The organism is Sporosarcina sp. P3 (assembly GCF_002743415.1).
Taxonomy (GTDB): Bacteria; Bacillota; Bacilli; order Bacillales_A; family Planococcaceae; genus Sporosarcina; species Sporosarcina ureae_A.
Window position 1 is genome coordinate 58,087 of the sequence record NZ_PDZE01000012.1, and the last position, 20,883, is coordinate 78,969.

The 20,883-nt window shown below is 41.0% G+C and carries 24 protein-coding genes and 1 riboswitch; of the genes, 7 read left to right on the plus strand and 17 right to left on the minus strand.

All coding sequences use genetic code 11. From position 1 onward, the window contains the following. Window positions 1–41 precede the first annotated feature (41 nt). Together CSV61_RS13700 and CSV61_RS13705 are read right to left on the minus strand one after the other, a co-directional pair. Window positions 42–347: an AraC family ligand binding domain-containing protein gene (locus tag CSV61_RS13700; RefSeq protein ID WP_099639673.1), complete on the minus strand. Its 306-nt coding sequence runs from the start codon at window positions 345–347 to the stop codon at window positions 42–44. Further along, window positions 334–1,362: an LLM class flavin-dependent oxidoreductase gene (locus tag CSV61_RS13705; protein WP_099639674.1), complete on the minus strand. Its 1,029-nt coding sequence runs from the start codon at window positions 1,360–1,362 to the stop codon at window positions 334–336. Before CSV61_RS13705 ends, CSV61_RS13700 begins: the two co-directional genes overlap by 14 nt. A gap of 93 nt (window positions 1,363–1,455) precedes the next feature. Here CSV61_RS13705 and CSV61_RS13710 point away from each other — a divergent pair, with 93 nt between their 5' ends. Next, window positions 1,456–2,535 (plus strand): type III polyketide synthase, encoded by a 1,080-nt coding sequence (locus CSV61_RS13710; RefSeq protein ID WP_099639675.1) that lies wholly within the window; start codon window positions 1,456–1,458, stop codon window positions 2,533–2,535. Window positions 2,536–2,563: 28 nt separating this feature from the next. Further along, window positions 2,564–3,064 carry an isoprenylcysteine carboxyl methyltransferase family protein gene (locus CSV61_RS13715; protein ID WP_099639702.1) on the plus strand — a complete coding sequence of 167 codons (501 nt, stop codon included), beginning with the start codon at window positions 2,564–2,566 and terminating at the stop codon, window positions 3,062–3,064. Between the two features lie 155 nt (window positions 3,065–3,219). On the opposite strand, the gene CSV61_RS13720 is transcribed toward CSV61_RS13715, so the two are convergent. The 4 genes from CSV61_RS13720 to CSV61_RS13735 are packed head-to-tail and all read right to left on the minus strand — an operon-like array spanning window position 3,220 to window position 5,504. Further along, window positions 3,220–3,963 (minus strand): thermonuclease family protein, encoded by a 744-nt coding sequence (locus CSV61_RS13720; protein ID WP_099639676.1) that lies wholly within the window; start codon window positions 3,961–3,963, stop codon window positions 3,220–3,222. Between the two features lie 13 nt (window positions 3,964–3,976). Then, window positions 3,977–4,318 (minus strand): fluoride efflux transporter FluC, encoded by a 342-nt coding sequence (locus CSV61_RS13725; RefSeq protein WP_099639677.1) that lies wholly within the window; start codon window positions 4,316–4,318, stop codon window positions 3,977–3,979. Continuing rightward, window positions 4,315–4,689, minus strand: a complete 375-nt coding sequence (locus CSV61_RS13730) for a fluoride efflux transporter FluC (protein ID WP_158233859.1) — start codon at window positions 4,687–4,689, stop codon at window positions 4,315–4,317. Before CSV61_RS13730 ends, CSV61_RS13725 begins: the two co-directional genes overlap by 4 nt. 17 nt (window positions 4,690–4,706) lie before the next feature. After that, window positions 4,707–5,504 (minus strand): alpha/beta hydrolase, encoded by a 798-nt coding sequence (locus CSV61_RS13735; RefSeq protein WP_233193616.1) that lies wholly within the window; start codon window positions 5,502–5,504, stop codon window positions 4,707–4,709. Between the two features lie 107 nt (window positions 5,505–5,611). Between CSV61_RS13735 and CSV61_RS13740 the strand changes: the two genes are divergently transcribed. Then, the gene (locus CSV61_RS13740; RefSeq protein WP_083032814.1) at window positions 5,612–6,130 is read left to right on the plus strand and encodes a gamma carbonic anhydrase; all 519 of its coding nucleotides are present in this window, start codon (window positions 5,612–5,614) and stop codon (window positions 6,128–6,130) included. A 281-nt stretch (window positions 6,131–6,411) separates the two neighbouring features. Here CSV61_RS13740 and CSV61_RS13745 read toward each other — a convergent pair whose 3' ends face one another. From CSV61_RS13745 to CSV61_RS13760, 4 genes are all read right to left on the minus strand, one after another. Then, window positions 6,412–7,488, minus strand: coding sequence for a Fe(3+) ABC transporter substrate-binding protein (locus tag CSV61_RS13745; RefSeq protein ID WP_099639704.1), 1,077 nt, complete (start codon window positions 7,486–7,488; stop codon window positions 6,412–6,414). Window positions 7,489–7,701: 213 nt separating this feature from the next. Next, window positions 7,702–8,379 (minus strand): ABC transporter ATP-binding protein, encoded by a 678-nt coding sequence (locus CSV61_RS13750; protein WP_099639679.1) that lies wholly within the window; start codon window positions 8,377–8,379, stop codon window positions 7,702–7,704. 5 nt (window positions 8,380–8,384) lie between these two features. Then, the gene (locus CSV61_RS13755; protein ID WP_099639680.1) at window positions 8,385–10,031 is read right to left on the minus strand and encodes an ABC transporter permease; all 1,647 of its coding nucleotides are present in this window, start codon (window positions 10,029–10,031) and stop codon (window positions 8,385–8,387) included. Between the two features lie 300 nt (window positions 10,032–10,331). Next, window positions 10,332–11,189, minus strand: a complete 858-nt coding sequence (locus tag CSV61_RS13760; RefSeq protein WP_099639681.1) for a YitT family protein — start codon at window positions 11,187–11,189, stop codon at window positions 10,332–10,334. Between the two features lie 431 nt (window positions 11,190–11,620). On the opposite strand from CSV61_RS13760, the gene CSV61_RS13765 reads away from it, so the two are divergent. Further along, entirely contained in the window at window positions 11,621–11,785 is a 165-nt protein-coding gene (locus tag CSV61_RS13765) for a Fur-regulated basic protein FbpA (protein WP_083032826.1), read from the plus strand. A 43-nt stretch (window positions 11,786–11,828) separates the two neighbouring features. On the opposite strand, the gene CSV61_RS13770 is transcribed toward CSV61_RS13765, so the two are convergent. The 3 genes from CSV61_RS13770 to CSV61_RS13780 all read right to left on the minus strand — a co-directional run bounded on the left by CSV61_RS13770 (window position 11,829) and on the right by CSV61_RS13780 (window position 14,075). Then, window positions 11,829–12,992 (minus strand): MFS transporter, encoded by a 1,164-nt coding sequence (locus CSV61_RS13770; protein WP_233193618.1) that lies wholly within the window; start codon window positions 12,990–12,992, stop codon window positions 11,829–11,831. Next, on the minus strand, window positions 12,989–13,609 hold the full coding sequence (locus tag CSV61_RS13775) for a TetR/AcrR family transcriptional regulator (RefSeq protein WP_099639682.1): 621 nt from the start codon (window positions 13,607–13,609) through the stop codon (window positions 12,989–12,991). The genes CSV61_RS13770 and CSV61_RS13775 overlap by 4 nt, the downstream gene beginning before the upstream one ends. 232 nt (window positions 13,610–13,841) lie before the next feature. Continuing rightward, complete coding sequence (locus CSV61_RS13780; RefSeq protein WP_083032832.1) at window positions 13,842–14,075, minus strand: YkuS family protein; 234 nt, start codon at window positions 14,073–14,075, stop codon at window positions 13,842–13,844. Window positions 14,076–14,274: 199 nt separating this feature from the next. Here CSV61_RS13780 and CSV61_RS13785 point away from each other — a divergent pair, with 199 nt between their 5' ends. Beyond that, entirely contained in the window at window positions 14,275–14,892 is a 618-nt protein-coding gene (locus tag CSV61_RS13785) for a hypothetical protein (protein WP_099639683.1), read from the plus strand. Window positions 14,893–14,898: 6 nt separating this feature from the next. Then, on the plus strand, window positions 14,899–15,672 hold the full coding sequence (locus tag CSV61_RS13790) for a DUF3891 family protein (RefSeq protein WP_099639684.1): 774 nt from the start codon (window positions 14,899–14,901) through the stop codon (window positions 15,670–15,672). 46 nt (window positions 15,673–15,718) lie between these two features. Here CSV61_RS13790 and metK read toward each other — a convergent pair whose 3' ends face one another. Beyond that, on the minus strand, window positions 15,719–16,930 hold the full coding sequence (metK, locus tag CSV61_RS13795; RefSeq protein WP_099639685.1) for a methionine adenosyltransferase: 1,212 nt from the start codon (window positions 16,928–16,930) through the stop codon (window positions 15,719–15,721). A gap of 176 nt (window positions 16,931–17,106) precedes the next feature. Then, a riboswitch (SAM riboswitch) is annotated at window positions 17,107–17,226 on the minus strand. Between the two features lie 177 nt (window positions 17,227–17,403). Between metK and pckA the strand changes: the two genes are divergently transcribed. Then, window positions 17,404–18,996 (plus strand): phosphoenolpyruvate carboxykinase (ATP), encoded by a 1,593-nt coding sequence (gene pckA / locus CSV61_RS13800; RefSeq protein ID WP_099639686.1) that lies wholly within the window; start codon window positions 17,404–17,406, stop codon window positions 18,994–18,996. Window positions 18,997–19,189: 193 nt separating this feature from the next. Here the strand turns inward: pckA and CSV61_RS13805 are convergent, their stop codons facing one another. Genes CSV61_RS13805 through CSV61_RS13815 form a run of 3 tightly spaced genes read right to left on the minus strand, consistent with a single transcriptional unit; the run spans window position 19,190 to window position 20,795 of the window. Then, entirely contained in the window at window positions 19,190–19,981 is a 792-nt protein-coding gene (locus tag CSV61_RS13805) for an alpha/beta hydrolase family protein (RefSeq protein ID WP_099639687.1), read from the minus strand. Further along, the gene (locus tag CSV61_RS13810; RefSeq protein WP_233193619.1) at window positions 19,965–20,432 is read right to left on the minus strand and encodes an NUDIX hydrolase; all 468 of its coding nucleotides are present in this window, start codon (window positions 20,430–20,432) and stop codon (window positions 19,965–19,967) included. The genes CSV61_RS13805 and CSV61_RS13810 overlap by 17 nt, the downstream gene beginning before the upstream one ends. 48 nt (window positions 20,433–20,480) lie before the next feature. Beyond that, a complete protein-coding gene (locus CSV61_RS13815) occupies window positions 20,481–20,795 on the minus strand; it encodes a transposase (protein ID WP_233193621.1) in 315 nt (104 codons plus the stop codon). Between the last annotated feature and the right edge of the window lie 88 nt (window positions 20,796–20,883).

A 20,883-nucleotide genomic window follows, 5' to 3' on the forward strand; every position in this document is an offset into this window, starting at 1 on the left:
ATAACGAGAGACCGCAAGTTTACATGCGGTCTCTCGTTATGTTACGTTGATGGCTTCACTTGAATAACTAAAATATCCGAATCTTCTATTGCATGTAAGCTATGTCTTTCCAATGGTACCATATGCAAGATATTATCTGGTGTTACATCAACCGGTTCGCCTTCTACCAAGAACCGTACTTTTCCTTTACGTACGATGATGAATACTTCCTTATTCGCATCATGCTCTGCAACTTCTTCACCTGCACGCAATTGAATATTCATTAAGACCGCATTTTCTACATCCGCTACTTTCCCCACATGCTTTTTCTTTTCTGTCAATTGACTTTTTGTATCAATCAAATTCATCAACGTTCTCTCCTTTCAAAAATTCTTGCATAATCAATTCATACGACTTCAGTTTATCATGAAAGTCATACGTAATGGAAACGAGCATGATTTCTTCTGCTTCAAAATCCTCAGCTATTTGTTCCAACTGTCTACGAGCTGATTCGGGCGTACCTATAATCATACGCTCGCGGTTCAATTGAACAAGCTCTTGCTCCAGTTGACTATATGGATACGCTGCCGCTTGTTTTGGTGAAGGTGTACCCTCTACTTGCATTCCTTGCTGTTGCATAACCATTAACAAATCCAACGAGGAGGCAATCCAATCTGCTTTTTCCTCCGTCTCTGCACAAATTAAAAATACCGCTACCGCTTGCTTAGGTGAAGAGATTAACGCAGAGGCTTGGAAATGATCCCGATAATACCTCGCTACTTCCTTGCCTCCTTCACTATTGATGAATTGTGCGAACATATAAGGCAATCCTTTTTGTGCTGCTAAATTCGCTGATTCTTTGCTTGTGCCTAACATCCAAATGGGTGGTGCACCGCTCGTCAGTGGGGTTGCTTTTAACCCCTCATATGGATGATCTTGAGGCAATGTGTCGTGAAGATACATGTGTAGGTCATCAATTTGTTGTGGATATTGATCTCGATTTAGATATTCACCGTTGTTGAGAGCATAGGTTGCTCGTGGCATCCCTGCAGGAGCTCGCCCGACACCCGCATCAATTCTCCCAGGAAACAAAGCTTCTAACACTTTGAAGTTTTCTGCCACCTTATAAGGGGAATAGTGAGGTAGCATGACACCGCCTGATCCGATTCGGATAGTCGAAGTGACTGTAGCCAAATGCGCTATCAGGATTTCAGGAGATGAACCCGCAAGAGTTGGGGCATCATGATGTTCCGATACCCAAAAGCGGTTATAGCCTAATTCTTCCGCTTTCTTCGCAAGAGCGGTCGTTTGCTGAAGAGCTTCATGAGCATTACTGCCGGATGTAATGGGAGATTGATCTAATATACTTAATTGTATCTTCAAGACAAGTCCTCCTCTTCTATTGCATATAGTCTACTAGAGGCCACGGCAAAATTCACTGCTCGCGCTCCTATTAATTTAAACGGAGGTTACCTTATGCCAATCATCCAATCTGTCAGTACAGTTAGTCCGCCTGTTGATTTGCCACAGGAAGAGGCTATGACATTTGCTCGTTCGTTATTTTCCGATTCATTTAAAGATATCGACCGCTTATTAAAGGTGTTTCAAAACGGTGAAATTGATTCACGACAAGTATGTATGCCGTTGGAATGGTATGCAGAACCCCATGATTTTGAAACGAAAAATAATTTATACATTCAGCATGCTGTTACGCTTGGTAAACAGGCAATCGAGAAATGCCTTACCAATACGACAACGCTTGAGCGTCCGGTGAATGCAGCGGAAATAGACGCGATATTCTTTGTTTCAAGTAGTGGGATCTCCACACCTAGTATTGATGCGCGTCTTATAAACCAATTGCCTTTTCGCCATGATATTAAACGGATCCCGATTTGGGGTCTTGGCTGCGCAGGTGGAGCTTCGGGTATGAGTCGTGCTTTTGATTACTGTAAAGCCTACCCTGAATCGAATGTTCTCGTTCTCGCTGTAGAGCTGTGTAGCTTAACGTTTCAACGGGATGATGTGTCGAAAAGTAACCTGGTCGGTGTATCGTTATTCTCTGACGGAGTAGCTTGTGCACTTGTTTCCGGAGACCAATCTACGATCAAACATACACGTCCGATGCCTCATATCCGTGCAACATCTTCTCGTTTCATGCCTGATTCAGAGGATGTAATGGGCTGGGATATTAAAAATGATGGCTTGCATGTTGTATTTTCAAAGAGCATTCCAAACGTTATCAAGAGTTGGTTAGGACCATTTGTACATCAATTCGTAGAAGATCATAATCTTTCAATGGAAGATGTACAACATTTTGTTGCCCATCCAGGCGGTAAAAAAGTAGTAGATGCTTATCAAAAAGCATTGAATATGAATCAAGAGCAAACCGCTACATCGAAAAAAGTGTTGCAATACCATGGAAACATGTCGTCTCCTACTGTGCTGTATGTACTCAAGGATTTTATCGAGCAACGGCCTACGGCAGGTGAACACGGTTTAATGGCAGCGCTTGGTCCTGGTTTCTGTGGTGAACTACTATTGTTGGAGTGGCAGTGAGTTGGGCAGACTATTCCTGTTTGTTTTTATGATCGTCGTCATTCAACGGTTAGTCGAATTGGCCGTCGCTAATCGTAACGAAAAGTGGATTCGCAATCAAGGCGCAATAGAAATCGGTGCGTCCCATTATAAATGGATGGTTCTGATGCATACGGCTTTTTTCATTTCCTTATTAGTCGAAGTTCTGGTATTCGACCGTCCTCTCTCACCATTCTGGGGCGTCTTGCTTGGAATTTTCTTATTGATGCAAGTACTGCGTATTTGGTGTCTGTCATCGTTAGGAAAGTTCTGGAATACTAAAATTTTGATACTACCCGGAGCGAACGTACAGAAAAAAGGACCTTACCGCTGGATCCGCCACCCGAACTATGTCATTGTCACAACTGAACTGATTGTATTGCCTTTACTATTCAGTGCGTACTTCACCGCAGGGCTCTTTCTGTTGCTGAACATCTGGATGCTATCCGTTCGCATTCCCGCTGAAGAACGCGCGCTGCGAGAGCTTACCAATTACAATGAAGTGTTTTAATAAAAAAGAATGAAAACAAATCCGTATCTCACCAGGAATTGTTTTCATTCTTTTTATTTATTAGTGTTACATAGTAGTATTCTATGTGAGCTCACTAGGAGTAGAGATTGTCCTCATGTGATCAACGTGGTTTTGTCAGTTACTTACTCTTACTGTCATTCACAAGCCCATCCGTTACTATTACCGTCCATCTGTGCTTTATATGCTGGATGGCCTTTCTTAACACCTTTCGGATAGACTTTACGAAGCTCTGTACAATTGTTGAAGTCCTGTGTTTCGCCATATACAGGGATCTTCACAGAATCTACAGGATATTTTTCACTATCAAAGCCTCGGTCTGTCGTATAGTCTTCCAATGTCCAAATGCCGATGCCGGACTTTTTTGCTTGCTGCTCCGCCTTTTCGAACGCATCTAGATGTCGGGTGTTCGGCGGATACACATAAGCAACTCTCGCCAATCCCTCTTTCAATAATTGCTCTTGCACACTCTTGCCGTCTATGTAAATATACGCCAATAACCTGCCGTATTTATCATATTTTTCGCCCACATCAAACTCGATTTCGAGCTGACCTTTTTGCAGCAGTTCCTGATTTCGAACTTTTGCTTGTTGTCCATAAGGCTGCTTGCCAAGACGCGGATGGTTCGTTTCTGGTGTATCGATTAATAAATACCGTACATTTTCTTCTTTGCCTTCATACATAATTTTGATCGTATCGCCATCAATTGTTTTCACTAATTCAACAGGAATCAGACCTTGACGACTTGGTTCTTTTTCTTCATCGTCAAATAGTTCAGGGAAATATATGGCGATGATCGCAACCCCTACAGCAAGTAAAAATGAAATGATCTTTTTCTTATGTTTGTTTTGAGTCGTTTTTTGCGTTGTTTTGTTATTCATCAGAACCTCATTTCTATAAGCTAAGACCTAAAAAGGCCAAGCCTATCCCTACTATGAACGTGACAAATGTATAGCCAATGGCTTGGAGTTTTTGTCCCTCAATCCAATACGTCCAAATCTCTTTCATTAACGTAGAATAGGTCGTTAAAGCACCTGCCACACCAGTCGCTAAGAATAATGTCCAACCGAGTGAAAGATTTGAACCTATGATCCAGCCGATGAAGAAGCTTCCAATAGAATTAACTAGCAATGTTCCATATGGCAAATGTTTTCGATTGAGCTTGGCAGATACCTCAAAACGCAATAGCGCCCCTATAAATCCACCACACCCAACTGCAATGAAATGCCAGATCATGACAAGCACCTCCTTGCCAATGAAAAACCAAGTGCTGCCATAGCTAGTCCACCTGCTAAACTACTAGCAACGTAAGTGCCGGCGAGTCCAGCAAATCCATCATTTAGCAGTTCAACCGTTTCTACACTGACTGCTGAAAACGTCGTAAATGCACCAAGGAATCCTGTAGTTATAACCGTTACCGCCGTAGGACTGAGACTTCCTCCAAGACGTGCACGTTCTACTATATAGCAAAGTACAAACGTGCCGACCATGTTCACCAAGAACGTCGCGACAGGAAAAGAGCCGCTGACGATCAGTAGCTGACCGACCAGCAGCCTTGTGCTCGCCCCGAAAGCACCAGCCACACCTATGTACAGACGTTTTCTCATATGTTCACGACCTACTATCATTCGATAATATAACCGAGTGAATGAAGTACATTATTGATGAATGAATGTGTATATAAATAGACCCCTTCTCGCTCAGGTGCTTGGATGACATCGTGTTCAACGTCTTTCCATCGTTTCAACTGAAGTTCGGATAAGTTTTGCGCGAATGCCCACTTCCGTGTGTATTCAATATTCGTGATTTGGTCTGCTTCTCCAGTATGAAGTAACAACGGTACATCTTGAATAATTAAATCAGGTTGCATGACAGATTTCATAAGTGTCTGTAATTCACGGTACCAACCGCCTGTCACAATGGATACATACATTGGATCTTCCGCGTATTGCTCTAAAAATTCAGGATTACGCGAGAGCAGTTCGGGCGTGATTTCATGATCCAATGTCATCGATTGAGACCACTTGGTAAACATTTTCGCACGGATTGGCGGATGATGTTCCAGATGTAGCCAAGGCGATGTACAAATAACTCCCGCACATTCGATCCGTTCCATCTGTAATAAACGAAGTAAGAACGTAGCACCTAATCCATGTCCAAATAAAAATACAGGTAAATTATCATCTAAGCCGCTTCGGATCATTTTCTTGATAAATCTGCGGTAGTCCTTAAATGCCTCTGCGTGCACTTCGACACTTTCTTTGCCGTGACCAGGTAAATCTCCTGCTACGACGTGAAAGCCGTCGCTTTGAAATTTCTGTATGAGCCATACATATCTTCTATGATGTTCATAAGCGTTATGTACAAGGACAATCACACCTTTTGCCTTACCTTCTGCTTCCCATTTCCACAAAGTTATCACTCCTTATCTGACTATCTTATTCTATCTATCTCATTCTTATGTTTCACAAAAACTAAATGTTTGTTACGATAAATTATACATGATTATGTAGAAAAGAGGAGATTTGATTGATCTACCCATACGAAGGTAAAATACCAGAAATTGACCCATCCGTCTATATTGCGGATTACGTAACGATTTCAGGAGATGTAACTATAGGACCTGAATCATCTATTTGGTTCAACACTGTAATACGCGGCGATGTATCGCCTACTATTATTGGACGTAAAGTAAATATTCAGGATTTCTGTTGTTTACATCAAAGCCCTAAGTATCCATTAATTTTAGAAGATAACGTGACGATCGGCCACAAAGTCATGCTTCACAGCTGTACAATTAAAACCGGTGCACTCGTTGGAATGGGCGCTACCGTGCTCGATGGAGCTGAGGTTGGTGAAGGTGCATTCATCGGTGCTGGTAGCTTAGTAACTCCAGGTAAAAAGATTCCCCCGAACACTTTAGCACTTGGCTCTCCCGCCCGTGTCGTTCGTGAGTTGACTGACGAAGATCGCGCAGACATGACAAGAATCGTCAATGATTATGCACGTAAAGGTCAATTATATAAAGCATTACAAGAAGAGAACTAATCGAAGCACCCGTTATTAGCGGGTGCTGTTTTTATTTCGTGAGTAGCTGGATACGTCACCTGTGGTAGATATATACTCCATTACCATATCACATAGTAGCAGACAGTTCGTATGGACTGCCTTTGTAAATAGTCAAAGCTATATTTATTTTAACCAATTACAAGTTTTCACTCTATCTATGACTTATGATAGGCCTAAAATGTTTCATACACATCTAAAATTTATGGTCATAATGTATTTTTAGAAACAAAAAAGCAGCCCGGGAGCTGCTTTTGTTGAACTTATTTCCAGCCTACTTCATTCATCAATTCTACAGCTTTCGGATTATATTTTCCGTAATCTGCGAAGTCTACTTTTTGTGGTGTGAATGTACCCCATTCAGCCATCACTTCAGGTAATTTTGCTTCTTCGTTAACCGGGAACTCAAAGTTTTCTTCTGCGACTTGTTCTTGTGCTTCTACAGTCGTTAAATACTCGATCAACTTCACTGCATTTTCTTTGTTTTTACTGTGCTTAACCAAGCCAGCACCACTAATATTAATATGTGTTCCTGTAGTTTCTTGGTTCGGGAAGAATACCCCAATCTGGTCGAACACTTTCACATCTTCCGGTTCATCTGAAACCGACATACGACCAACATAGTAACTATTCATAATGGCTACATCACCAACACCTGCAACGATTGCACGTGCTTGATCGCGGTCTCCGCCTTCAGGTTCACGCGCCAAATTATCTGCAATGCCTTGTGCCCACTCTTTCGCCTTTTCCTCACCGTCAATTGCGATCAATGATGCCATTAACGATTGGTTATACAAGCTGTCTGATGAACGAACAAGTAATTTGTCTTTCCACTTATCTGTTGCAAGATCTTCATATGTCGACAACTCTTCAGGCTTCACTCGATCTGTTGAGTACACGATCACACGTGCACGAGTAGATAATCCAATCCACTGATTATCTGTATCGCGAAGCTCTGCTGGTACTGTTTTATCGATTTCTTCAGATTCTATCGGTTGCAATAGATCATTTTCTTTTGCTGTGTTCAAGATTCCACCATCGACCGTAATGAATAAGTCTGCAGGTGTGTTTTGTCCTTCACGCTTTAGACGCTCTATCAATTCTGGTGCTTTCGCTTCGATTACATTTACTTTAATACCCGTCTTTTCTGTGAAATCTTCATAAAGGACTGCATCTACATCATAATGTCTAGCTGTATAGACGTTTACTTCCCCGCCCGTTTTCTCATCTTCTGTTGCATCTGTTGTGTCTTCAGCCGGAGTTTCTTCTTTGGCTGGTTCATCTTTTTGCTCCTCTTGATCGGAACTTGAACTACATGCGCCTAGAACTGCCGCAAGCATCAATAGAGCAAATGCCCATAAAAACTTCTTCAAATCGATTTCTCTCCTTGTTTTCCCATCTTCTTTGTATATCTTTATACGGTAATGAGAATCATTTTCAGTGCTAAAGAGATTGTAATACAAATCCGAGTATAAGTCTACTATTTATTTTCTATTTTTTCTGGAAATATAAAGAGAGTGCCGGCAGCCTATCCGACACTCTCGTTTACGACACTACACAGTGATCGCTTCTTTTTCAGATCCAACATATGTTGCACAGTCAATATAGATAGTTCGATCACAAATCGCGTCCACATCCGCTTGATCATGCGATACAAATAAACATGTAATATTAGCTTTCTGCAAGATATCTCGCACTTCCATTCGAATCAATGACTTCAAATTCGTATCTAAATTACTGAACGGCTCATCCATCAACAGAATGGACGGTGAAGGTGCCAACGCTCTTGCTAATGCCACGCGTTGCTGTTGCCCCCCGCTAAGCTCATGGGGATAGCGTTTGGCGAACTCTTTCAATTGAACGAGTTCAAGCATTTCGTCCAAGCGCTTCTTCTTCTCTGAGCGCTTCAGTTTATGCAAACCAAAACAAATGTTTTCGCTTACTGTCAAATGCGGAAATAATGCATAGTTCTGAAACACCATACCTACACCACGTTTCTCTGCCTCTATATATACGTTATCTCCTACAATCTGTCTGTTATTCAGTTCGATACTACCTGTCGTAGGATCTTCTAATCCTGCAAGCAATCGGAGCAAAGTACTTTTCCCACTGCCACTTGCTCCGACAATCCCTACAATTTCCCCTTTTTCAATTGTAAATGAAAAGCGATCTATGACGGGCGGCTGTTTTTTTGAATACCGAAATGATAAATTTTGAATGTTTACGAACATGGTTCTCACTTCTCCTCAAATTTCAAAATAATAATCACCGACAAGATGCTTAGACAAATTAATAACAACGAAGATGGCGCTGCTTCATAAATTCGTTCATCAATTGCATATTGATACGTCCGTGTTGCGAGCGTATCAAAGTTAAATGGGCGCAACAATAAAGTCAGAGGTAGTTCCTTCATAATTTCTAGGAACGCCAGCGCAAAACCAATCAAGATCGAACTGCGCAGTAATGGGAATTCCACTTTCCAAAATGTGTATGTCAAGCCACGTCCTAGTAAGAATGAAGCTTCACGATAAGACGGAGGCACTTTGGTATAGCCTGACTCAATTGCATTAAACCCTTGTGCCATAAACCGAATCACATATCCTGTGATTAGCATAGCGATCGACATACTTAATACAAGTGTACCAGATTCCACGCCTAATAGTTTCGGATAGATAAATGCCAATTTCTCATCCAATGTAATAAATAACGCTAGCACACCAATTGCGACGACTGCTCCTGGAACTGCATAACCTGATGTCATAATACGGCCAAGTAAGTTAGACGAAACCGATGGATACAAGTTAATCGTACGGGCTGCCAAGATCGCAAAGAAGCTAATGATCAAGGCACCGATTAAAGCAGCCAATAAACTGTTGGTGATTAGGCTGATGAAGTCTGAACGCCAAACTTTTTCATAGGTCTTTACTGACCAGTAGATCAGTTGAACGAAAGGTAGTAAAAAGGCGCTTAAGAATACAGCTAAACAAGTAAGAAATGCTAACCATGCGGTCCATCCACGTAATCGTTTACGCGCAAGTGGTCTGCTTTGTGTCACGTTCGTATCGTATTTCCGACCTTTGCGTAAAAAACGCTCTAGCATAAAAATCCCCAATATAATGACGAGCAACCAGGCAGCCAAACGCATAGCCGCCTGGATGTCATACATTCCGAACCAAGTTTGGAATATCGCGGTGGAGATAGTTCGTACACCGAAGAAACTGGCTACACCGTAATCACTTAGCACTTCAAAGATGACTAGCATTGCCCCTGCAATGATGGCAGGTCGTGCGATAGGCAATCCCAAACGGAAGAACAGCTGGAAACCATTCAATCCAAGAGTTTTGGCGCTTTCAATATAAGATGCGCTTTGTTTTTCAAAATAATTGAGCGCAATCATATACACATATGGATACAGAAATAATGTGAGTACGAAAATTGCTCCACGCAATGACATAATCTCAATTGTGCCTGGCGTGAATTGATAGTCGAAATGATTACGGAAGAACGATTGAATGACGCCAGTATAGCTTGTCATCGTACTGTATGTATAAGCCGCTATATAAGGTGGTATAGCCAAAGGTATGATTAGCAGCCATTTAAACTGTTTACGAAATGGAAATTCATAGGCCGCAACAATCCAGGCTAATACCACTCCGATGGTCGTCGAGAGAAATCCGACAGATCCAACTAAAACAACTGACCCTTTAATATAGTCAGCAAGCAAAAATTCTTTAATATGTTCCCAATTGTCGCCCGTCGGCTGGAAGAAACTCAGTATGACATAGGCGACTGGCATAATAATGACGAGCGCCCCAAGCATCGTAATGATAAACCAACTGTTTGCGCGACGGCGAATCTCTCTAAGCCATGTAGATGTTTTCATATAGTATAATACCAACTTTACTACGCACGATGGCGGTTATGATGTACTTAAAGTGTGACTTACATAATGAAAGTCACTCTCAAGTATATACAAATTCTCTGTGCTTTCCAATGTTTTCACAAGAATTCAACAAATCTAGTCTGTTTATGTTCGACACAATAAAACAAGAAATGAAATGGGGTTATTTGGTTACTATCTTTATAGTAAAGTTCTGGCATATAAAAATGAAGACAAACTCCTTTTACAGAGCTTGTCTTCAAGTGAAATAATAGAAAGAACATCTATCGTGAATTTCCTGACCTAGGTTAGCTTCTCATTTTCTTTTCTAAAGAAACCGAAGATCCCTACTGTTTGTACGATATTAGTAAAGGCTTGCGGATCTGTTTCGCTGATAATCCGTTCTAAATCATATAGCTCATATCTCGTGATGACGACATACAGCATATTCTTATCTTCTTTTGAGTAAGCCCCTTTAGCTGGTAATATAGTGATCCCTCGTACCATTTGACGATGAATCGCCTGTTGGAGATCGTCTGCATTTCGTGTGATGATCATCGCGGTGACTTTTTCATGTCGTGTATGAATCATGTCAATGACTGACGTTGTCACGTATAGCGCGACCATTGTGTAAAGTGCGTTTTCAGGTTCATATAAAATACCTGCGAATACGATTAGAATCCCGTTTAACACTAAAAAGTATACACCGATTGGTTTATCTTGCATACGAGATAGAATCATCGCGACGATATCCATGCCTCCCGTAGAGGCCCCTAATTTCAAGGAGATCCCTACGCCTACACCTGCCAGCACTCCGCCGAATACCGCATTCAGCATAATGTCGTCTGACATAGAGCGCAATGGCAATAATTCGAGGAATAGCGTAGCGAACGCAACAGATAACACACTGTAGATCGTGAAACCTTTTCCTACCTTAAACCAACCGAGAATGAAGACCGGTATGTTAAATACTAGCAATAAAATACCCGTACTGATTGTTATATCCAAATGATCTTTCAAAACACTTGAAACTAACTGGGCTGCACCCGCAAACCCACTCGCATAGACATTGGCATTGATTAGAAAGAAATTTAATGATAAAGCCATTAGTAGCGAGCCTAAAATAACAACCGCCACACGTTTTGCTTCAATAAAAAACATAGCGACCTCCTATGGTAAATAACAAATTTATGCACGACCTAGATTATATCTATTCTTCCCTCATAATGGTACCCCTAAGCCTCTTTTAATATAAAAAAATAACTACGAATGCATCAGTTCATCTCTTTATTCTTAAGATGTCATCCATCTCCCACCTACTGTGTTACTACTGACGTTCACCGTCTATTGAATCATTTCGCAAATTAGATAATACTCCAATGAATCTAGGATTTCTGAGCCCCGTGTGACAAAATAGGCATCTTCTCTTCATCCTATTTTGCACCTACTATCAAGCACAAGTCCCTACTATACTATCGAAATAACTTACTCAATTGAATGGAGCAGTCCGAAAGTTCCAACTATGTAATATACAGTTTAATTCAGGTAAATAACGGCTATAGTTAGAGGGGGAATCAAGGAGGAAATGTGAGATGGAAACAAACAAAAAGGTAAGTGAATCAAAACGAGACAAAATGATTGAAGAGCTCGTTTTAAATGGGGTATTTAAAATTGATGGAAAACAACTGTACGAATTACCGCTTCAATCATTAATGCAGGAATATGAAGCATTCGGACAAAACGACATTCAAATGTAATGAAAAATGAGACGTGCCAAATTGGGTACGTCTCATTTTTTATTTATGCTTCCATTGTCGACATTTTAGGTTTTCTGAAAACCTTAAATAAAATGAGTAGTAACACCGTGATGCCTAGCGCAATACCTATCACGGAGTATTGAAAACGGATTGTGGGAAAGCCTGCTAAACTTGCAATGCCGTCTAATAGTAAAGGCGAGCTGAACTGACCAATAAAAATCGAACTGGACACTATAGCAATCACACGGTCACTATGTAGAGGATTGACTAAGCTCAACGCTTTAACGTTAATCATCGGGAACAAAATTCCTTGTCCAAAACCAATTATGCAAGTGCATGCTAAAATGAGTGGGACAGAATGACTTAGAGCCAAACCAGTAAATGCAAGACCCATTAAAAATATACTGATCGGCATGATATACGATTTCAGGATATCTTGTAGCTGAATCAATGTCAGACTCGTAATCATTCCTCCTACAGTTGTAAAGGAAATTACTGTTCCCGCCAATGCAGAACCACCTATATCGCTTTGCTCCAAGTAGAGTGCCATATTCGTAGCAACCGAATAGTAAACTAGCATTATACCTGCAGAAGCTGCTGCGTATCCGAAAACCATCAGTGGCATTTTACTTCTTTGTTTGCTTTTATCCTGTGTAAGCGGAGTGTCTTTCGGCAAGAATAGGAAGACCATGATGAAAATCACAACACCCATCAAATACACATTAAACGGAGCTCTCCAACTAATTGCAGCTAAGTAACCTGCTAGCATCATAGTTACAATTCCGCCAAAATTGCTGAAAGCTGAATTATAACCCATCATCTTCACTTGCTCACGACCTCTAAAATGATCACTGATTAATGTGATCCCAAGTGGCATTACTAAACCGACACCTGCCCCTAACACAAACCGAAGGGCTAGTAACATTTCAATCGTGTTAGTAAACTGTGCTCCTACCCCTGCGACTACATAAATGAATAAACCGATCAAAGCAACTGTGCGTTTGGGTATTTTTGATGTTAACCAACTAGAGACAAATGTAAATGGGATGATGAATAAAGAAGGAGCGGTTAAAATCAGCTTGATCATTACAGGACTGGCCTCTGGGAAGTTTGCTGCAATCAATCCTAGGGCTGGGGAAATAGCCGCTCCTGCCATAACTGTTGCCATCGAGATAGATATGATCGTTGGTTTCAACATGCGTTTCATTGGTCATCCTCCTGTCTTGGATGACATGTAAGTTGGCGTAATACTTTGTCAGCTGATACTTTAATAGGTGAAATCTTCCGAGCATTTGTTAATAATAAACCATTTACTAATGATAAATGATATACAGCCAATTCCTCTGCATCTCCTTCAATAAATTCTCCCGCGATTTGTCCTCTTATAATAATTTTCTCAATACGTTCGACCATGAATCGATATTTCTCTACAATTTCTTCTTTCACTTCTTGTGATAAATGATCAGAATATAAAGCTTGCATGATCAGGATATGGCGGTGCACTCCATCTCTTAATGAGCCAGAGTGGGTTACTTCTGTGAGCCATTCTAATTGCTTTAGAGGACTATCATGTTTCTCCTCTGCTTGATCTACCGTACGGATGATTACAGAGAGTAACTCCAGAATGATCTTGACATACAGATCTTCTTTAGACTTGAAATAATGATAAAACAAGCCATGACTTTGTTCGGCTTTGTTTGTAATATCACTGATTTTTGTTGCTGCATACCCTTTCGTACCAAACAATACGATTGCAGCTTCTGTTAATTCATGCTGCCGAGTATCGCGAATCTCTTTCATTTTTTCATTCTTTCGGGGTGACATAAAGGTTGTTCAACTCACTTCTTTTTATTGATTGACTCACGAGTCAATGTTGACCAGTTTACTGTTCCATTGGGAACTTGTCAACTTCTAAAAGCAACGTGACGCGGAATCACCTTTACTACACATAGCAAGCAGGCACTTACGATTTATTCTTTCATTTTCCATAAAAAAAACTGAAGAACAAATCCTTAGTGGATTTGTCCCTCAGTTCTAAATAGAATATATTCATTCTTTAGCGATGTAATCGTTTTTCAACATCTTCTACAATGTCTTGTACGGAATTGCCTTCAATGCTCACTACCGGGAAGTCGAATTGGTCGATATTGACATCGCTTAGTGCACGTACAACGCCCATGTCATAGCCGCTTAGATGTTCATCACTTGCGAACATCTTCACCTCATGTCCTTTTTCTTCTAATGCTTTTTTCACGTCATCAAATGGTACTTCTACTGCTATTTTCGCCATGTTCTATTCCTCCTTAGAATACTATGTGTACTCTGCTGATATTTTATAATTTCCCACTCTCCATTAAATTAAACATACCTTCTACTAGCATGCTTATGAAACAATGCGACTAAAACGATTTATTTTGAGGAAAATGGGTATTTTACTATTACACCATTGATTCATTATAGGAAGAACTTATAGAAGGAGTCGACATGATATGTTTGGTTTAGCAGACCTCATCGGCTTGGTAATTTCTGCTTTCATTATTTTACCTGTCGTTACATTCCTAAGAGAAGCTGGTTATTTTGTTATTAGTGGGCTTTTCGGTGTGAAAAATGCCAGACTCACTATTGGTTCTGGGCCCAGACTTTTTAAATTAGGCGTTTTAGATATACGAAAATACTATCATGTGAATAGCTGGTTTTCTTTTGATTCCGTAAAGAGAAAAAGTAATTTTGCTTATATATGTATATACGCGGGACCGATTTTGATTAATGTAATCGTAGCGCTCACAATGAATGCGCTGATTGCCAATGGTTATTTCGAAGACTCGAAAACATTCTGGAACCGTTTTATTTTTTACGCTTTCTATTTTGTATTATTTGACTCGATCCCCATGAAAACGGTAAATGGCAAGCCGAATAACGGTATGATCATTTATGAGCTACTTCGATATGGAAAACGTGTGGACTTCAATGAAGAGCCACTTATTCCAGCTACAACAGAAGCTGATGAAATGTATCAAGAAGAAGTGGAAAGAATGGAGAAATTACAGGAAGAAATAAAAGAAGAAATTATACAAAACGACGGCGCACCTCCCGATGAGAAAGGATGAAGTACAATGATTGTACGTGAATACGAGAAGTCATTCAGTTTTGTGCAGCAACATCATCATGCCCACCTTGCTGAAGAATTAATGAAACACTGGAAAAAGGAGATGTTTCCTGATGATCAATGGCGCCGTTCTGTTTTAACTGCCATTAGGAACCATGACATTGGTTGGGCTCCTTTTGACGAACAGCCTTTTTGGAATGATGCAGAGTCTGCACCCTTTCAATTCACCGACTTCCCTCTTCTCCCCAAAACAGTCCTTTATCGTCAAGGAATCGATGTTGTCGAAAATATAGATATCTATGCAGCTATGCTTTGCAGTATTCATTATGAAAAGTTTATACAAAGCCACAACGAGAAAGAAGCAAAGCTATTTATCGAAGGGGAACAGTGTCGTCGAGAACGATTATGTAAGGAAGTCGAAGGATTCACTAAAGAATTATTTGACAAGCATTTCGCTTTGCTTCAGCTTGGAGACAATTTCTCCTTGTATTGTTGTGTGAATGATCCAGGTGTCGACAAAGCAAATGAACATATATTTTTTCGTGATGGCATTCCTTCACCAGATCACTTCCATTCATTACCGAAAGGACGAATTGGAATATACTTTGCAGATCAGCACACGATGAAGGTAGAGAATTATCCATTCAGCGGTTCGTTTGATGTGGAAGTGAAACAAAAAAGGGTGTTAAAAAAAGATATTGAAAATAAAGGATTACAAGTAGCCTATAAAGAGGCAGACTATGAAATGATCCCTCTTCATATTTCGCCAGCAAGGAAATAAAAAATGCAGAAAGAGACTATGAGTTCTCTTTCTGCATTGTATTAACTTATTGTTCCACACGTACCTTACTAGCGCGTTCTTTCAATGCTTCCACTTTATCCGTCTGCTCCCATGGCAATTCGATGTCAGTGCGGCCGAAGTGACCGTATGCTGCGGTTTGTTTGTAAATTGGACGACGCAGGTCAAGCATTTTGATGATTCCCGCTGGACGTAGGTCAAATAATTCACGTACGAACTCCACTAATTGAGTCTCGGAAAGTTTACCCGTGTCGAATGTATTGATCGAGATCGACACTGGGCTCGCTACTCCAATAGCGTACGCTAGCTGAACTTCACAGTGCTCAGCAAGTCCTGCTGCCACGATATTCTTTGCAACATAGCGTGCTGCATAAGAAGCCGAACGGTCTACTTTTGTAGCGTCTTTTCCTGAGAATGCACCGCCACCATGACGGGCATATCCACCGTACGTGTCGACGATGATTTTACGTCCAGTCAGACCGGAGTCTCCTTGAGGCCCACCTACAACAAAGCTGCCAGTCGGATTAATGAAGTATTTAGTTTGCTCGTCCAATAAGTTTTTTGGCACTACAGCATCAATGACAACCTTCTTAATATCCTTCTCGATTTGCTCGAGTGTTGCTTCAGGGTGATGTTGTGTAGAAATAACGATGGTGTCAATCCGCACGGGATTATTATCTTGATCGTATTCTACCGTTACTTGTGTTTTTCCGTCAGGACGTAAATACGTAATTAGCTCTTCTTTTCGAGCTTGTGCCAAGCGATGTGCCAATTTATGAGAAAGGCTAATTGGTAAAGGCATTAATTCCGGTGTTTCATTACATGCGTATCCAAACATTAGACCTTGGTCTCCTGCACCGATTGCATCTAATTCTTCATCTGACATAGAACCTTCACGTGCTTCGAGTGCCACGTTGACACTTGCAGCGATTTCAGGTGATTGTTCGTCAATAGATGTAAGCACAGCGGACGTTTCGTAATCGAAGCCGTATTTCGCACGAACATACCCGATTTCCTTTACCGTATCGCGAACGACTTTTGGAATATCCACATACGTTGTCGTAGTGATTTCTCCCATTACTAATACGAGTCCAGTCGTGATGCTCGTTTCACATGCCACACGCGCATTGGGATCCTCTATTAGGATTGCATCTAAAATTGCATCTGAGATTTGGTCGCACATCTTGTCAGGATGGCCTTCTGTAACTGATTCTGATGTAAACAGTCGACGATTTGTCATTTTGTTTCCCCCTATATTAAGCAACATGATACGGTACTCTCATAAGTCCCTGGTAAAGTTCCACGCCTAGACGTCAAGCATATACCATAAGGATTCAGGGCTAGACAATATAAAAAGCCCTCTACTCATATTCAATCCATGAGTAAAAGGCAAAATTTCACGCGCAGCACCTTTCACTCTTATCGTCCAAGGAATTAAACCTTGCTTCAGGTTTGGCACCTTCGCGTTAGACGTAAGTCTATTGCAGGTTGCCGGGTTTCACAGGGCCTGTACCCTCCACCAACTCGGGATAAGAGTATCCGTTCATGTCACATCGTATTAAAAAGTTTGGATTTTGTCAAATAATTTATCCTAAATCACTTGAGTTTTCCATTAGTATAGATTAATATTCTTAATGTGTTATACTATTTACGAATTAGGATATTCTTATCAAGATAAAAATAAATCGACTACGCAAAGGACGGTATGTAAACATGATATCTGCAAAAATTGATGATAGTTTAAAAAGTCTTCTTAGTGGAAGCAACGTGACGATCCAAGCGTCTGTGGCGGAATTAACAGAAAAAGCAGTAGCAAGAGGCGAAGCACAACTTTCTGCTGACGGTGCGATCACTGCACGTACAGGTAAATATACAGGACGCTCTCCTAAGGACAAATTCATCGTTGAAGATGCAGTGTCTAAGGACAAAGTAGATTGGGGTAGCACGAACAGTCCAATTTCAGAAGAGATCTTTGATTCATTATACACGAAAGTCATCGATCATTTGAAGGTAAAAGATGAACTCTTCGTATTTAAAGGATTTGCAGGCGCAGATAAAGACTCTCAACTGTCTATCCAAGTCATTAATGAATTAGCTTGGCAAAACTTGTTTGTTCACCAATTATTCATCCGTCCAACTGAAGAAGAATTAAAAACACACGAATCGCAATTCACAATTTTGGCTGCCCCTTCATTCAAAGCGGATCCAAAAGTGGATGGCACAAACTCTGAAACGTTCATCATGGTGTCGCTTGAAAAGCGCATCGTTTTGATCGGTGGTACAGAGTACGCTGGAGAAATGAAAAAGTCTATTTTCTCCGTTATGAACTTCTTGCTTCCTGAGCAAGATATCTTATCTATGCACTGTTCAGCAAACGTTGGAGAAGAAGGCGATGTAGCTCTATTCTTCGGTCTTTCTGGAACAGGTAAAACGACACTTTCAGCAGATGCTAACCGTAAACTTATTGGTGACGATGAGCATGGCTGGTCTGATAATGGTGTATTTAACATTGAAGGTGGATGTTACGCAAAATGTATCAACCTTTCCGCTGAAAAAGAACCTGAAATTTTCGGAGCTATTCGTTTTGGCGCAGTTTTAGAAAACGTAGTACTGGATGAGGAAACGCGTATTCCAGATTACGATGATAAATCATTGACAGAAAACACACGTGCTGCGTATCCGATCGAAAACATTGATAATATCGTGACACCGTCAGTTGCTGGTCACCCGAAGAACATCATATTCCTTACAGCTGATGCTTCCGGTGTATTGCCTCCAATCTCGATTCTTACAAAAGAACAGGCAATGTACCACTTCTTGAGCGGTTTCACTTCCAAATTGGCTGGAACTGAGCGTGGAATCACTGCTCCAGAACCAACATTCTCTACTTGCTTCGGTTCACCGTTCTTACCACTTCCTGCAGCAACATATGCAGAGATGCTTGGAAAGAAAATCGATGAGCACGGTTCAAAAGTATTCCTTGTGAATACAGGATGGACTGGCGGAATCTATGGAGTAGGTTCACGTATGAACTTAGGCTACACACGTTCAATGGTACGTGCAGCAATCGCTGGTAAATTGGACAATGTAGAAACAAAGAAGAACGAAATCTTTGGATTGAACATGCCACTTGAAATCGAAGGTGTACCAAGCAATGTCTTACACCCCCGTTACGCTTGGGAAGATCCAAACGAATACGATAAAGAAGCAAACCGTTTAGCTGATGCTTTCCGTGAAAACTTCAAGAAATTCTCACACGTTTCAGAAGACATCGCAATTAAAGGCGGACCACCCGTTAGAAAGTAATCTTATATGAAAAAGGCTGACCAGGATCCTGGTCAGCCTCTTTATTGGTTTTATATCTCTTTTGGCTTTGACAAGGTGAGTTTTTTTACGAAGTTAAAAATTAGTAACACATAGTCGCTAGTATTTATCCTCTTTCAACCCTGATAGCAACTCGAGCAACGAGTTAAGAGTAGATATCTGCTATATTTACTCCTCAATGCCTCTTCATCCAATCCACTGCGTCTTTCACAAGTTGCCGGTTCATTTCAGGAGGAATATAATGCGTATAGCCTTCCAAGTACCAAGTTTCAAATTCTTTATTCTCATCACGCAATGCATTTTCCAGCAATAAAGCCTGTTCAAAAGACACATTCGTATCAAGAGTCCCATGGATAATCAGTGTCGGAATATCGATATCTTCCATTCGAAACAATGCTGTCCTCTCGCGATACGCATCTGGTTGATTATTCGGCGTGCCACCAATGACACGCTTCATCATCCGGCGCATGTCCTGTCGCTCTTTGTAGGTGAATACCACGTCTGAGACCCCTGCCCATGTCACCATGGAAGTTAAATCATCGCGCATAATAGCTGTCCATAATGCCATGATTCCACCTCTTGAAAAAGAAAACAGATGAATGCGATCCGAGTTTACAGCACGTTGCTGTTTCAGTACTTCCACTCCTACTACTGCATCATTTCGATCTTCTCCGGCAAATTCATCTTTCCCTTCACCACCGCGATTTCCGCGATAGTAAGGAGCGAAAACGACAAGCCCATGGGACGCAAATTGTGCAATTCGGGCTGGTCTTACCATTCCCACATGTTGTATGCCCCCACGTAAATAAAGCAAGCCGTCATACCGTCCTATTGCTTTTGGCGTTGCGAGTAACCCTTTTACATGCAAGCCATCAGAACTATAGGTGATCTCTTCTAATGTTACATGTGGGTTTGGGGAAGGATAGTCTTTTCTTCGAATGATTTGACCATCAGTTTGTTCCATCATTCGCTTCCACCCACTTCCTTAGTTCGCCCATTCCGCGGTCTTTCATATGGAAACTAAGTTCCGTACAGGCGTCTAGTTCAGCGTCTGTCATCCACACCGCTCCTTCGGTTTCCATTAATGTAAAGTCTTTTTTCACATGTATGATATCTCCTGTGAAAACGGCTTTGCAGAACGGTGGATCAGTAAAGACGACGTACTCCGCAAATGAATGGACGTTATCTATGGTGACTCCTGTCTCTTCCATTGTTTCCCGAATGGCAGCTTGTTCAATTGTCTCTCCCGGCTCCGCCTTTCCACCTGGGAACTCCATGCCGCGAATTCGATGTTTGGTCAATAACCAGTGATTATCGTGCTTAATCATAACGAGAACATGGCGAGATTCGATATGATGTGGATTGGGTCCGAAAGTCAATTCGACATTGGCTCCCTGCAAATCTTCAAATTTCAGCAATATGGGTCACGTCCTTTCCTCTAGTGTAGCGGAAAGGCAAATGAAAATTCAACGAAATAGCGGCAGTTGCTCGATAAAACGTTTAGATTCATCATCGGTGTATTCATGAATCAAGGCGAAGACCTTCTTCAAACGTACGTCCACTTTGTCATTGTCTTGGTCATAGTGATACGGAATATACGGTAAATGGGACCGTAAAAAGTTTTGAAATTCCAACTGCTCCATTTGAGAAAATAATTTTTCGAATACGGGATATGCTTCTCTTGTAACTTCTACTTTGTATTCCCATGTCGAAGCGTGAGGATCTGTGAGCACCATTTTGTGATTAAGTGATATATACATCGGATATTTTTCTTCTGTCATAATCATCCTACTTTCTTTTTTACGTAGGATGCCTCGTTATGAAAAGTTTATTCTGCTACAAAAAAACCTATTAACGGTATTTTGTTAA

What these genes read in the sequence shown, in the direction of transcription:
- CSV61_RS13700 (WP_099639673.1), bottom strand. Translation starts at nt 347, where the DNA reads ATGAATTTGATTGATACAAAAAGTCAATTGACAGAAAAGAAAAAGCAT.
- CSV61_RS13710 (WP_099639675.1), top strand. Translation starts at nt 1,456, where the DNA reads ATGCCAATCATCCAATCTGTCAGTACAGTTAGTCCGCCTGTTGATTTG.
- CSV61_RS13715 (WP_099639702.1), top strand. Translation starts at nt 2,564, where the DNA reads ATGATCGTCGTCATTCAACGGTTAGTCGAATTGGCCGTCGCTAATCGT.
- CSV61_RS13720 (WP_099639676.1), bottom strand. Translation starts at nt 3,963, where the DNA reads ATGAATAACAAAACAACGCAAAAAACGACTCAAAACAAACATAAGAAA.
- CSV61_RS13725 (WP_099639677.1), bottom strand. Translation starts at nt 4,318, where the DNA reads ATGATCTGGCATTTCATTGCAGTTGGGTGTGGTGGATTTATAGGGGCG.
- CSV61_RS13730 (WP_158233859.1), bottom strand. Translation starts at nt 4,689, where the DNA reads ATGAGAAAACGTCTGTACATAGGTGTGGCTGGTGCTTTCGGGGCGAGC.
- CSV61_RS13745 (WP_099639704.1), bottom strand. Translation starts at nt 7,488, where the DNA reads ATGCTTGCGGCAGTTCTAGGCGCATGTAGTTCAAGTTCCGATCAAGAG.
- CSV61_RS13750 (WP_099639679.1), bottom strand. Translation starts at nt 8,379, where the DNA reads ATGTTCGTAAACATTCAAAATTTATCATTTCGGTATTCAAAAAAACAG.
- CSV61_RS13755 (WP_099639680.1), bottom strand. Translation starts at nt 10,031, where the DNA reads ATGAAAACATCTACATGGCTTAGAGAGATTCGCCGTCGCGCAAACAGT.
- CSV61_RS13760 (WP_099639681.1), bottom strand. Translation starts at nt 11,189, where the DNA reads ATGTTTTTTATTGAAGCAAAACGTGTGGCGGTTGTTATTTTAGGCTCG.
- CSV61_RS13765 (WP_083032826.1), top strand. Translation starts at nt 11,621, where the DNA reads ATGGAAACAAACAAAAAGGTAAGTGAATCAAAACGAGACAAAATGATT.
- CSV61_RS13770 (WP_233193618.1), bottom strand. Translation starts at nt 12,992, where the DNA reads ATGAAACGCATGTTGAAACCAACGATCATATCTATCTCGATGGCAACA.
- CSV61_RS13775 (WP_099639682.1), bottom strand. Translation starts at nt 13,609, where the DNA reads ATGTCACCCCGAAAGAATGAAAAAATGAAAGAGATTCGCGATACTCGG.
- CSV61_RS13780 (WP_083032832.1), bottom strand. Translation starts at nt 14,075, where the DNA reads ATGGCGAAAATAGCAGTAGAAGTACCATTTGATGACGTGAAAAAAGCA.
- CSV61_RS13785 (WP_099639683.1), top strand. Translation starts at nt 14,275, where the DNA reads ATGTTTGGTTTAGCAGACCTCATCGGCTTGGTAATTTCTGCTTTCATT.
- CSV61_RS13790 (WP_099639684.1), top strand. Translation starts at nt 14,899, where the DNA reads ATGATTGTACGTGAATACGAGAAGTCATTCAGTTTTGTGCAGCAACAT.
- metK (WP_099639685.1), bottom strand. Translation starts at nt 16,930, where the DNA reads ATGACAAATCGTCGACTGTTTACATCAGAATCAGTTACAGAAGGCCAT.
- pckA (WP_099639686.1), top strand. Translation starts at nt 17,404, where the DNA reads ATGATATCTGCAAAAATTGATGATAGTTTAAAAAGTCTTCTTAGTGGA.
- CSV61_RS13805 (WP_099639687.1), bottom strand. Translation starts at nt 19,981, where the DNA reads ATGATGGAACAAACTGATGGTCAAATCATTCGAAGAAAAGACTATCCT.
- CSV61_RS13815 (WP_233193621.1), bottom strand. Translation starts at nt 20,795, where the DNA reads ATGACAGAAGAAAAATATCCGATGTATATATCACTTAATCACAAAATG.